Source organism: Luteimonas changyuni (genome assembly GCF_039548395.1).
Taxonomy (GTDB): Bacteria; Pseudomonadota; Gammaproteobacteria; order Xanthomonadales; family Xanthomonadaceae; genus Luteimonas.
In genome coordinates this window covers 1-11,931 of record NZ_JBCLUZ010000012.1, presented here as the reverse complement: position 1 = coordinate 11,931, position 11,931 = coordinate 1, and the positions used below count along the sequence as shown (strand labels likewise).

The following is an 11,931-nucleotide window of genomic DNA, read 5'->3' as shown; positions in this document are numbered from 1 at the left end:
CGATGATCGTATTCACCCGAAAGCTGGTCCGCCAGGTCCGCATCGATGGCGTCTTCGGCGTCTTCGCCAAGATCCCAATCTGGTTGCGGACACAGCGCGAGACCAGGCTGGATCGCAAGCTCGGCATCGCCACCATGGGGCGGATCGAAGCGACCGAATCCGTCGGGGCCGAGCCCCGTCCGCAGCATCTGGAAAACGCCGTCTTCTATGCCCCGCTGCCGTTCGCAAGGTTCAACCGGCTGATGCGTGCCGCACAACCATTCGACCCGTCGGAATACACGTTCATCGACTATGGCGCCGGCAAGGGGCGTGCGCTTGCACTCGCCGCCGACATGGGCTTTCGCCACGTGGTCGGCGTCGAACTGTTCGAATCGCTGTGTGTGCAGGCGCGGTTGAATATCGCCGCGTTTGCCGAGCGCCAGCCGCACGCCGCAGACATCGAGCTGCTGTGCGTGGATGCGGCCGCCTACCGCCCGCCGCCGGGCAACCTGTTCTGCTATTTCTACAATCCGTTTGATGACGTGGTGATTCGCAAAGTCCTGGCCAGGCTCGAAGCTGCCTGCAGGTCCGCACCGCGACGCATCGTCATCGCGTACTCGAATCCGCAGCACGCGGAGGTGTTCGATACGGCGTGCTTCCTGCGGGCGCACTACCGCAGCGAAACCATGTGTGTCTACGTTGGCAGCGCGGAAAGCCCCTAGGGAGCGTCATCGCAGGCGACTCACAGCAGCCGCTCCAGCCCGCGCAGGGCTTCGGCCACGGTCTGCCGGCGCACTGCATCGCGATCACCGGCAAAGGCGAAGGCCTCCGCCTGCGGATAGCCGCCGCGGCGCTTCCAGCCGATCCAAACGGTGCCCACGGGCTTGTCCTCGGTGCCGCCGCCGGGGCCGGCGATGCCGGTCACCGCCACCGCCACGGTGGCCCCGGAAGTGACCAGCGCGCCGGAGACCATCTCGATCACGGTCTCGCGACTGACCGCGCCGTGCTCTTCCAGGGTCTGCGGGCGCACGCCCAGCAGCGCCTGCTTGGCCTCGTAGCTGTACGCAGCCAGCCCGCAGTCGAACCAGGCCGAGGAGCCGGCCACGTCGGTGACGGTCTTGGCGATCCAGCCGCCCGTGCAGCTTTCCGCCGTCACCAGCATGTCGCGGTTGGCCTGCAGCCGCGTGCCGGTGTCTCCAGCCAGCCGGGCCAGTTCTGCGTCGCCGGGGACATCCATCGTGTTGTTCCGTGCCGAAAGCACGCAGTATCGGGTGTCGCGGGGGGCTTGTCGCCCGGGCGCCGCCGGCGTGCGCCGACTGCAGGCGTCGGAAACGGCGGCGGCCCGCCGAAGCGGGCCGCCGGATCCACGTGCGGCCGGGGGCCGCGGCCTCAGAAGTAGTTGAACCGCACGGTCACGCCGTAGGTCCGCGGCGCACCCAGGAAGGTGTTCCACGAGCCGGCCTGGATCGGCGCGTCGATGCCCACCTGCTTGTAGGTCTCGTCGGTCAGGTTCTGGCCCCACAGCTCGACCATCCAGCGGCGGTTCTTGCTGCCGAAGCCGATGCGCGCGTTGACCAGGGTGTAGGCATCCTGCTGCTTCTGCGGATCGAGGTCGGAGCCGGTGTTGTAGTCCGACATGTACTTGGCGCCGATGTTGAAGCGGCCAAGGAAGTCGGCACCGAAATCCCACTCGTAGGTCAGCGAGGCATTGCCCGACCATTCCGGCGCGAAGCTCATCTGGTTGCCGGGAAGCAGCACCAGGTCGGCGTCGGGCAGCAGGTCGTCGCCGTACTCGGTCTTCGCATACGTCAGCCCGCCCTGCAGCATCAGGCCGTCGATGCCCGGCTGCCACAGCAGGTCCATGTCGACGCCGGTCGAGGTCACCTCCGGGATCGCGCGGACCACGAACGCGGTGCCGAGGAAGCTGTTGAGCTGGAAGTCCTCGTACTTCTGGTGGAACAGCGCGGCGTTGAACAGCAGGTTGCCCTCCGCCCAGGTCGACTTCATGCCCAGCTCGAAGCTGTTGACGAACTCGCCGGGGAAGTAGGTGTCGTCCTGCGGGGTGATGCCGACCTGCACGCGGTCGAGGTTGAAGCCGCCCGCCTTGTAGCCGCGCGCGGCCGAGGCGTAGCCCATCAGGTCGTCGGAGAAGTCATAGGCGACCTTCAGCGTGCCGGACCATTCCTTCTCGGTGCTCTCCTGGCGCGTCTCCCGGCCGTTGTGCAGGACGTTGGCCCAGGGCAGGCACATGAAGCCGGCGACCTGCTGGATCGCCGGGCCCAGCTGCGGCAGCATCTGGTCGAGCAGCTGCTGCTGCAGCGCGGGCGGCAGGTTCGCGAAGCCGTTCACGCGCCCGATCATCGCCCCGCCCACCGCACCCGCCGGATTGGACAGGGCCAGGCCGCAGGCCGCGCTGCCGTTGGGGTTGGTGAAGTGCGAATCGAGCGTCTTCTTCTCACGCGTGTAGCGCAGGCCCAGGGTGATATCCAGCGCGTCGGTGGCGTGGAAGGTGTTGTTGGTGAAGATCGCGGCGCTCTTGGCGTTTTGCGCATAGGTGTCGTGCGCGCCGATGCCCCTGTAGTTGGTCCCGAACGGCAGGCCCGTGACTTCCGACAGGAAGGTGTGGGGATTGGCCTGGTTCACGCTCAGTCCCAACTGCGGCGGCAGCTGCCCGATCGCACCGGCCAGCCCGGCCAGCACCTGGCTGCCCACCAGCGTGGACAGGTAGGGCTCGTAGGCGGCACCCATGAAGTACGAGTCGTTGCGCGCCAGGTCCTCGTCGGAATAGAACAGGCCCACCATCCAGTCGACGCGGTCGGTCGAACCCGTCAGGCGGAACTCCTGGCTGAAGTTCTCGAACGCGACCAGCGAGTAATCCTCCTCCGGCGGCCGGTACATGATGTCGGCGGCGGTGTAGTCGAAGTCGATGCTGGTGATCGCGTCCCAGTTGCGGAGCGCCGTGATCGAGGTCAGCACGGCTTCGTTGGCCCATGGCGTCGTCCAGTTGACCTCGGCCGAGATGCCCTTGTCCTTGAGGTCCTGCTCGGTGGTGCGGTTGGCATAGCCGAGGCGGCGGTCGAGGTCGGGCACCGGGATCACGCCCTCGCCACCCGGCGTCAGTCCGTCGATGATGGCCGCGGTCGGCCCGCGATGGGTCGTCATGGTGACGCAGCAGTTCTCTTCGCGGCTGGCATAGTCGGCCACGAAGTTGATGTTCAGGGTGTCGGTCGGCTCGAACAGCAGCTGGGCGCGCACCGCATGGTAGTTCTGGTCGCCGTCATCGGTTTCCTGGCGCGGGCCGTTGGCGGTGAACACGTCATCCACGCCATCGCGCTTGCGCTTGGTGGCATAGATGCGGAACGCGGCGTTTTCGCCCAACGCGTCGTTGTAGGAGCCGGAGACGCCGAACAGGCCGTAGTTGCCCGCCGTGACCTCGGCTTCGACGCTCTGCGAATAGTTGGGGCGACGGGTGATCACGTTGATCACGCCCGCCGAGGTGTTCTTGCCGAATACCGTGCCCTGCGGGCCCTTCAGCACTTCGATCCGCTCAAGCTCGCCCAGGTCGCCGAAGGAGACGCTGTTGCGGGCGCGGTACACGCCGTCGATGACCACGCCGACCGACGACTCCAGGCCGGGGTTGTCGCCAACCGTGCCGATGCCGCGGATGCGCGCGGTGGTCTGCGCCGCCGACTGGGTGCTGGTGACGGTGAGGCCGGGCACCAGGACCTGCATGTCCTTGATGTCGCGCACGCCGGTATCCAGGAGCAGCTGCTCGGGCAGTACGTTGATCACGATCGGCACGTCCTGCAGCGCCTCTTCCCGCTTCTGCGCGGTGACCGTGATGCCTGAAAGCGTTGTGGGTCGTTCTTCAGCCGCTGGCGCGGCATCCTGGGCATGCGCCGTGGACACCAGTGCGGGACTTGCAAGGATGGCGATGAGCGCGGTGGTGAGCGCGTGGCGTTGCAGATGGCCTGAGACCATGGGTGTCCCCCTACGATGGATGTTGTTTCGGTCATCGGTGTCGGCGCGGCCGCCGCCATGAAATGCATGGCGGAACGCACGGGGCCGGCGTGGGGGACTGGCCCGGTGCTGCGGTTTTCGCAACCTTGTGGCGACGCTAGCACAATTCCGGACGCATGCGTATGTGCGCCGCGGCCGGCCGCGGCACGGTCCATTCATGCCGGCCAGCACCGCCGCGCGCGACAATGCGCGCATGACTGCAGATACCTCCCCGGCCAGCGCCCGACCCGACCCCCAGCCATCTCCCGACCCGCGCCTGCTGGCGGACTGGCGACGGCGACTGGAGGCGGGTTTCGGATGACATCCGTACCCTGCTTGCACAGGTCGTGGCGGAGGGCGGCCCGGCGCTGGCGGACCATTTCTACGGCAACATGCTGGACGACCCGAGGGCGGCCCGGTATCTCGACCTCGACCAGGTGCGCGAGCGCCTGAAACCGTCGCTGCAGCGCTGGCTCGTGCAGCTGCTTGCCGCGCGCGCGGACGACGTCGAGGCGCTGCAGACCACCCAGGAACACATCGGCCACGTCCACGCTCGCATCGGGATCCCGGTCGACCTGGTCGGTCGCGGCGCCCGCATGCTGAAGGACGACCTGCACGCGGGCATCCGCCGGCACGCGCGGGATGGGGACGTCGCACTGGACGCCATCATCTGCGCCGACGGCCTGGTCGACATCGCGCTGGAATCGATGACCCGCGCCTACAGCCGCGCGCGCGAAGCCGCGGGCCAGGTGGACGGCGCCTTCCGGCTGTTCTCGCTGATCCAGAACATCGGCACCGAGCGCGAACGCCACCGCGCGCTGCTGCTGACCTGGGAGAACGCGCTGATCTACTCGCTGACCTCGGACCACCCCGGCCCGGCGGCGGCGCTGCAGGTCTCTCGCTCCGAATTCGGGCTCTGGTTCCTGCACAAGGGCATGGCCAGCTTCGGCGACACCGCCGAGACCCGCGAGGTCAACCTCATCGCCGCGCGTATCGACGGCACGCTGCGCGCGCGCCTGCCCGAAGCCGGCACGCCGTCCGAGCGGCGCGAACTGCTGGACGAACTTCGCGCCGACGCCGATGCCATCCGCAGCCTGGTGTCGATGCTGTTCGACGGCATCGGCGACCTCGAGTCCGGCCGTGACGCGCTCACGCGCCTGCTCAACCGCCGCTTCCTGCCCACCATCCTGCGACGCGAGATCGCGCTGCAGGCCAATACCGGGCGCCAGTTCGCGGTGCTCATGCTCGACCTGGACCACTTCAAGTCGATCAACAACAGCCATGGCCACGAGGCCGGCGACCGCGCACTCAAGCACGTCGCGGCCCTGCTGGTCGAAAACACGCGCGGCAGCGACTACCTGTTCCGCTACGGCGGCGAAGAGTTCGTGGTGGTCCTGGGCTCGGTCTCCGGCGAGGACGCGACGGCGATCGCCGAAGGCCTGCGCCACGCGATCGCCACGTCGCCGGTGATCCTTGCCGACGGCAACGGCCTGCAGCTCAGCGCCAGCATCGGCGTCGCCATGCAGGACGGCCACCCGGACTACGAGCGCGTGCTGTCCCGCGCCGACGCGGCGATGTACCAGGCCAAGCGTGGCGGCCGCGACCGCGTGGTGGTGGCCGAGGGCGAACTTCCGGAGACACCCGGCGCACGCGCGCTCCGCGGCTGAGCGCCGGCCCCGCCCGGCTACAATCCGGGGCCGGGCGCATCCCTCGCGCGCCCTGCCGCCGGACGAATGACGCTGGACAGAAAGCCCGAACACACGCCGTTGATGAAGCAGTACTTCGCCGCCAAGGCGGAGCACCCCGACGTGCTCCTGTTCTTCCGCATGGGCGACTTCTACGAGCTGTTCCACGACGACGCCCGCAAGGCGGCGAAGCTGCTCGACATCACCCTGACCCAGCGCGGCGCGTCGGGCGGTCAGCCGATCCCGATGGCCGGCGTGCCGCACCACTCCGCCGAGGGCTATCTCGCGCGCCTGGTGGCGCTGGGCGAATCGGTGGCGATCTGCGAGCAGGTCGGCGACCCGGCGACCAGCAAGGGCCTGGTCGAACGCAAGGTGGTGCGCATCGTCACGCCGGGCACGGTCACCGACGAGGCGCTGCTGTCCGAACGCCGCGATACGCTGCTGCTCGCTGTCAGCCGCGGCGGCACGTCGTCCAGGGGCTTCAGCTACGGCCTGGCCTGGGCGGACCTTGCCGGCGGGCGCTTCCTCGCCAACGAGGTGGTCGGCGAAGACGCGCTGGAGGCCGAGCTCGCGCGCCTTGATCCCGCCGAGCTGCTGCTGCCCGACGAGGAGGGCTGGCCCGCATTCGCCACCGGCCGCGGCGGCCTGCGCCGGCGCGCGCCCTGGCTGTTCGACGCCGATGGCGGGCGGCGCCAGCTGCTGCAGTTCTTCGGGCTGCACGACCTCGGCGCGTTCGGCATCGAGGACCGTCCGCAGGCCATCGCCGCGGCCGGTGCCCTGCTGGGCTATGTCGAGGAGACGCAGAAGCAGCGCCTGCCGCACCTGACCGCGATCGCGCTGGAATCCAGCGACGGCGCGATTGCCATGAACGCGGCCACTCGCCGCCATCTCGAGCTCGACACGCGGGTGGACGGCGAGCAGAAGCACACCCTGCTCGGCGTGCTCGACAGCACGGTGACGCCGATGGGCGGGCGCCTGCTGCGGCGCTGGCTGCATCGCCCGCTGCGCGACCGCACGATCGTCGGCCAGCGCCAGCACGCAGTCGGCGCGCTGATCACCGACGGCGTCGAGCGCGACCTGCGCGAGCGCTTCCGCGCGCTCGGCGACGTCGAACGCATCCTCTCGCGCATCGCGCTGCGATCCGCGCGCCCGCGCGACCTGTCCACCCTGCGCGATGCGCTGGGCCTGCTGCCGGCACTGCGCGCGGCGCTCGCCGCGGTGGATTCCCCGCGGCTGCAGGCGCTGGTGGCCGGCCTGGGTGAGCACGCGGCCCAGGCGGCGCTGCTGGCGGAGGCCCTGGTCGAGCAGCCGCCGGTCCTCGCCCGCGACGGCGGCGTGTTCGCCGACGGCCACGACGCCGAGCTTGCCGAACTGCGCCGGCTGTCGACCCATGCCGACCAGTTCCTCATCGACCTCGAGGCGCGCGAGCGCGCGGCCAGCGGCATCGCCACGCTCAAGGTCGGCTACAACCGCGTGCACGGCTATTACCTCGAGATCGGCAAGGCGCACGTGGCGAAAGCGCCAACCCATTACACCCGGCGGCAAACGCTGACCAACGCCGAGCGCTACATCACCGAGGAGCTGAAGGGTTTCGAAGACAAGGTGCTGTCGGCGCGCGAACGCGCGCTGGCCCGCGAGCGCCTGCTCTACGAACAGATCCTCGACGAACTCAACCTGCACCTGGAGTCGCTCAAGCGCTGCGCCGCGGCGCTGGCCGAACTCGACGTGCTCGCCGGCCTGGCCGAGCGCGCGCTGGCGCTGGACTGGTCGCGGCCGGAGCTGGTTGAAGATGCCTGCCTAGAGATCGAACGCGGCCGCCATCCGGTGGTGGAAGCGGTGCGCGACGAACCCTTCGAACCCAACGACCTGATGCTTGACGGCAATCCGGATGCCAGCGCGCGCCGGATGCTGGTCATCACCGGCCCGAACATGGGCGGCAAGAGCACCTACATGCGCCAGAACGCGCTGATCGTGCTGCTGGCCTGCATCGGCAGCTTCGTGCCCGCGGCGCGCGCGCGCATCGGCCCGATCGACCGCATCCTCACCCGCATCGGCGCCGGCGACGACCTCGCCCGCGGCCAGTCGACCTTCATGGTCGAGATGAGCGAGACCAGCCACATCCTGCACCATGCGACCGAGCATTCCCTGGTGCTGATGGACGAGATCGGGCGCGGCACGTCCACCTACGACGGCCTGGCGCTGGCCGAGGCCTGCGCGCGCCATCTGGCCGCGCACAACCGCTGCTACACGCTGTTTGCAACCCATTACTTCGAGCTCACCGCGCTGGCCACGCCGGGCAGCGGCATCGCCAACGTGCACCTGGACGCGGTCGAGCACGGCGACAAGCTGGTGTTCATGCACGCAGTCAAGGATGGTCCGGCCAACCGGAGCTTCGGCCTCCAGGTCGCAGCCCTGGCCGGACTGCCGAAACCGGTCCTGCGCCAGGCGCGCGCGCGGCTTGCCGAACTCGAGCAGCATGGCCAGCCCGCATCGCCGCCGCTGTCGGCGGAAGCGCTCGACGCGCCGCAGCAGTTCGGGCTGTTCGCGCCGTCGTCGGCGGCGCTGGAAGCGCTGGCCGGCATCGACCCCGACGACCTCACGCCAAAGCAGGCGCTGGAAGCGCTGTACCGGCTGAAGGCGCTGTCATGAGCGCGCCCCCCGATCTCCGCGTGCGCGTGGATGCCCTGCTCACGGGCATCGCCGTGCCCTACACCCGGCCGGGCAGTCGAAGCGGCATCGCCAAGCATCCGCGCAGCGGCCAGGTACGGATCACCGCCACCGGCCTGGAATGCGACGAGCAGGGCGACCTGCGCGTGCACGGCGGCGTCGACAAAGCGGTGCACCACTATCCCTTCGAGCACTACGCGACGTGGCGCACGGAGCTCGGAGCGCTTCCGGTGCTCGCCACGCCGGGGGCATTCGGCGAGAACGTCAGCAGCCAGGGGCTGGACGAAAGCATGGTCTGCATCGGCGACCGCTTCGCGTTCGGCAGCGCGGTGCTCGAGGTCAGCCAGGGGCGCCAGCCGTGCTGGAAGCTCAACGACCGGTTCGGCGTACCGGACATGGCACGCCGCGTGCAGGAAAGCGGCCGCACGGGCTGGTACTACCGCGTGCCGCAGCCCGGCGTGGCGGAGGCTGGCGACACCCTGCGCCTGCTTGAGCGTCCGTGGCCGGACTGGTCGCTGCAGCGCCTCAACCGCCTGCTGTTCGACCGGGTGCTCGATCCTTCGGCGCTTGAGCCGACGCTGGCGCTGCCGCTGGTGCCTTCCTGGCGCAGGCTGGTCGAGCGTCGCCTGCAGCTGCACACCGTCGAGCACTGGGGCCCGCGCATCGATGGACCCGACCCTGATCAGGCACCACGCAGCCGCGAGCCCTGACGCGTTCGCGTGGCGCACCGTTGCGCCATCGAAACGACGTAGCATCGGGAGCCCGACACCGAGGACACCAACATGGCCAACCTGACCGACGATCTCCTTGCCCAGCTCCAGGGCGCACCCGCGCAGCAGGTCGCGCAGCAGCTGGGCGTCGCACCGGCGCAGGCGTCCGACGCGATCCGCGCGGCGCTGCCGCTCCTGATGGGCGCACTTGGCAAGAACGCCAGCCAGCCACAGGGCGCGCAGGCGCTGTACGGCGCGCTGCAGAAAGACCATGCGGGCCTCGACCTGGCCGGGGTGATGGGCGCGGTGCTTGGCGGTGGCAGCGCCGGTGGCGCCAATGCGGGCGCCGGCCAGGGCGGCGCGATCCTCGGCCACATCTTCGGCGGCAACCAGCCGCGCGCCGAAGCCGGCGTCGCGCAGGCCACCGGGCTGGGCCAGGGCCAGGCCGGGCAGCTGATGAAGATCCTGGCGCCGATCGTGATGGCCTACCTCGCCAAACAGATGTTCCAGCAGCGCCAGGCCGGTGCCAGCGGCGACGGCGCAGACGCACTGGGCAGCATCCTCGGACAGGAGCAGCGGTCGATCCGCGAGCAGTCCGGCGCGGGCGGCCTGCTGGGCGCCGTGCTCGACCAGGACGGCGACGGGCAGCTCGGCATCGGCGACCTGATGAAGCTTGGCGGCGGTCTGTTCGGGAAGAAGTAAAGCCGGCGATAGCCAGGCGCTATCAATCGAAGGCCTCAAATCGATTTCATCTTTCAATCACGCGGCCTTAGAGTCAAGGCCGACCACCACGGCACTGGGAGCCAGCGCATGAACAAGCCCTCCGACGACGGGAAGAAATGCCCCGTCACCCATCTCACCACCGATTTCGGCGCCCCGGTTCCGGACAACCAGAACAGCCTCACCGCCGGCCCGCGCGGCCCGCTGCTGTCGCAGGACGTCTGGCTGCACGAGAAGCTCGGCAACTTCGTGCGCGAGGTGATCCCCGAGCGGCGCATGCACGCCAAGGGCTCCGGCGCCTTCGGCACCTTCACCGTCACCAATGACATCACGAAGTACACCCGCGCGAAAATCTTCGAGGCCGTCGGCAAGACGACCGGGATGTTCGCCCGCTTCACCACCGTCGCCGGCGAGCGTGGCGCGGCGGACGCCGAGCGCGACATCCGCGGCTTCGCGCTGAAGTTCTACACCGAGGAAGGCAACTGGGACATGGTGGGCAACAACACCCCCGTGTTCTTCATCCGCGACCCGCGCAAGTTCCCCGACCTCAACAAGGTGGTGAAGCGCGACCCGCGCACCAACCTGCGTTCGGCGACCAACAACTGGGACTGGTGGACGCTGCTGCCCGAGGCGCTGCACCAGGTCACGATCGTCATGAGCGACCGCGGCATTCCGGCCAGCTACCGCCACATGCACGGCTTCGGCTCGCATACCTACAGCTTCTGGAACGAAGCCGGCGAACGCTTCTGGGTGAAATTCCACTTCCGCACGCAGCAGGGCATCAGGAACCTGAGCGATGCCGAGGCCGCGGACATCATCGGCAATGATCGCGAGAGCCACCAGCGCGACCTTTACGACGCGATCGAGCGCGGCGAATTCCCGAAGTGGAAGCTGTACATCCAGGTCATGCCGGAAGCCGAAGCGGAGAAGGTGCCCTACCACCCCTTCGACCTGACCAAGGTCTGGCCCAAGGGCGACTACCCGCTGATCGAGGTCGGCGAGTTCGAGCTCAACCGCAATCCGGAAAACTTTTTCGCCGACGTCGAACAGGCCGCGTTCGCACCCAGCAACCTGGTGCCCGGCATCAGTGCGTCGCCGGACAAGATGCTGCAGTCGCGCCTGTTCAACTACGCCGACGCGCAGCGCTACCGCCTGGGCACCAACTACCAGCAGATCCCGGTCAACGCCGCGCGCTGCCCGGTCAACAGCAACCATCGCGACGGCATCGGACGGGTCGACGGCAACTACGGCAGCCGCCTCCACTACGAGCCCAACAGCTTCAACCAGTGGCAGGAACAGCCGCAGTTCCGCGAGCCGCCGCTGCAGATCACCGGCGACGCCGACTGGTGGGACTTCCGCGACGACGATGCCAACTACTACAAGCAGCCCGGCGACCTGTTCCGGCTGATGACGCCGGACAAGCAGCAGCTGCTGTTCGACAACACCGCGCGCGCGATGGGCGACGCGCCGGACTTCATCAAGCAGCGCCACGTCGACAACTGCACGAAGGCCGATCCGGCGTATGGCGCCGGCGTGGAGGCGGCATTGCGCAAGCTCGGCGCGTTTGCCGGCACCACCTCGCCCAACAGCCTGGGTGAGCAGGAGCCGCGCTCGGAAAGCTGATTGTCCGGTTCCGATGCTGCAACGCGAAGGCCGCGACGCCCATGGAGTCGCGGCCTTTTTTTCGGTTCTTCTCCCAAGTGAGGGAGAGACGTACGGCCGACCCGGCGGAGTGGTTCTTCTCGCGGCTCCGGGGTGCTGACGTGACAGTTGGAGCACGGTGTTGCGCGGGAGCTGCTCCGTTCTGGTCCGCGCTGCCCGTCCCGTGCATTTCTCCGATGTAACCCGCGCTGCCCGTCCCGTGCATTTCTCCGATGTAACCCGCGCTGCCCGTCCCGCGCACAGGGGGTGTGCTGCGCCGGCCGTCTCCGCGTCCTGCTCCCAGCGGCCGGGCGCCGGCCATCCATGGCCGGCTCTCCGCACACCCCCTGTGCACGGGACGGGCCGTGGCGTTTTCCTGCTTCGGGACGGAGATCAAGAGCGGGCGCGCGCTCGCGAGCGTAGGGGTCGCCCTGGCGTGGCTGTGCCGCTTGATCCGGTGACGATCCAACCGGTTTCGACGTCGACTCGACGTTGCCTTCGTCCCCGACCGCGCAAAAGGTTCGGGCCCG

At 68.9% G+C, this 11,931-nt stretch carries 8 protein-coding genes; 6 read left to right on the top strand and 2 right to left on the bottom strand.

The window, feature by feature from the left end:
- Positions 1 to 2 precede the first annotated feature (2 nt).
- Positions 3 to 701, top strand: a complete 699-nt coding sequence (locus WCD84_RS06705; RefSeq protein WP_343254886.1) for a hypothetical protein — start codon at positions 3 to 5, stop codon at positions 699 to 701.
- Positions 702 to 721: 20 nt separating this feature from the next.
- Here the strand turns inward: WCD84_RS06705 and WCD84_RS06700 are convergent, their stop codons facing one another.
- Both WCD84_RS06700 and WCD84_RS06695 read right to left on the bottom strand, forming a co-directional pair.
- Positions 722 to 1,216, bottom strand: a complete 495-nt coding sequence (locus WCD84_RS06700) for a CinA family protein (protein ID WP_343254887.1) — start codon at positions 1,214 to 1,216, stop codon at positions 722 to 724.
- Positions 1,217 to 1,368: 152 nt separating this feature from the next.
- Positions 1,369 to 3,960, bottom strand: coding sequence for a TonB-dependent receptor (locus WCD84_RS06695; protein ID WP_343280846.1), 2,592 nt, complete (start codon positions 3,958 to 3,960; stop codon positions 1,369 to 1,371).
- 365 nt (positions 3,961 to 4,325) lie between these two features.
- Here WCD84_RS06695 and WCD84_RS06690 point away from each other — a divergent pair, with 365 nt between their 5' ends.
- The 5 genes from WCD84_RS06690 to WCD84_RS06670 all read left to right on the top strand — a co-directional run bounded on the left by WCD84_RS06690 (position 4,326) and on the right by WCD84_RS06670 (position 11,383).
- Entirely contained in the window at positions 4,326 to 5,645 is a 1,320-nt protein-coding gene (locus WCD84_RS06690; RefSeq protein WP_343280845.1) for a GGDEF domain-containing protein, read from the top strand.
- Positions 5,646 to 5,711: 66 nt separating this feature from the next.
- The gene (gene mutS / locus WCD84_RS06685; RefSeq protein ID WP_343254890.1) at positions 5,712 to 8,312 is read left to right on the top strand and encodes a DNA mismatch repair protein MutS; all 2,601 of its coding nucleotides are present in this window, start codon (positions 5,712 to 5,714) and stop codon (positions 8,310 to 8,312) included.
- Positions 8,309 to 9,040, top strand: coding sequence for an MOSC domain-containing protein (locus tag WCD84_RS06680; RefSeq protein ID WP_343280844.1), 732 nt, complete (start codon positions 8,309 to 8,311; stop codon positions 9,038 to 9,040). Before mutS ends, WCD84_RS06680 begins: the two co-directional genes overlap by 4 nt.
- Before the next feature lie 72 nt (positions 9,041 to 9,112).
- Positions 9,113 to 9,742: a DUF937 domain-containing protein gene (locus tag WCD84_RS06675; RefSeq protein WP_343254892.1), complete on the top strand. Its 630-nt coding sequence runs from the start codon at positions 9,113 to 9,115 to the stop codon at positions 9,740 to 9,742.
- Between the two features lie 108 nt (positions 9,743 to 9,850).
- Positions 9,851 to 11,383, top strand: a complete 1,533-nt coding sequence (locus tag WCD84_RS06670) for a catalase (protein WP_343254893.1) — start codon at positions 9,851 to 9,853, stop codon at positions 11,381 to 11,383.
- Positions 11,384 to 11,931 lie beyond the last annotated feature (548 nt).

What these genes read in the sequence shown, in the direction of transcription:
- WCD84_RS06700 (WP_343254887.1), bottom strand. Translation starts at nt 1,216, where the DNA reads ATGGATGTCCCCGGCGACGCAGAACTGGCCCGGCTGGCTGGAGACACC.
- WCD84_RS06705 (WP_343254886.1), top strand. Translation starts at nt 3, where the DNA reads ATGATCGTATTCACCCGAAAGCTGGTCCGCCAGGTCCGCATCGATGGC.
- WCD84_RS06680 (WP_343280844.1), top strand. Translation starts at nt 8,309, where the DNA reads ATGAGCGCGCCCCCCGATCTCCGCGTGCGCGTGGATGCCCTGCTCACG.
- WCD84_RS06670 (WP_343254893.1), top strand. Translation starts at nt 9,851, where the DNA reads ATGAACAAGCCCTCCGACGACGGGAAGAAATGCCCCGTCACCCATCTC.
- mutS (WP_343254890.1), top strand. Translation starts at nt 5,712, where the DNA reads ATGACGCTGGACAGAAAGCCCGAACACACGCCGTTGATGAAGCAGTAC.
- WCD84_RS06695 (WP_343280846.1), bottom strand. Translation starts at nt 3,960, where the DNA reads ATGGTCTCAGGCCATCTGCAACGCCACGCGCTCACCACCGCGCTCATC.
- WCD84_RS06675 (WP_343254892.1), top strand. Translation starts at nt 9,113, where the DNA reads ATGGCCAACCTGACCGACGATCTCCTTGCCCAGCTCCAGGGCGCACCC.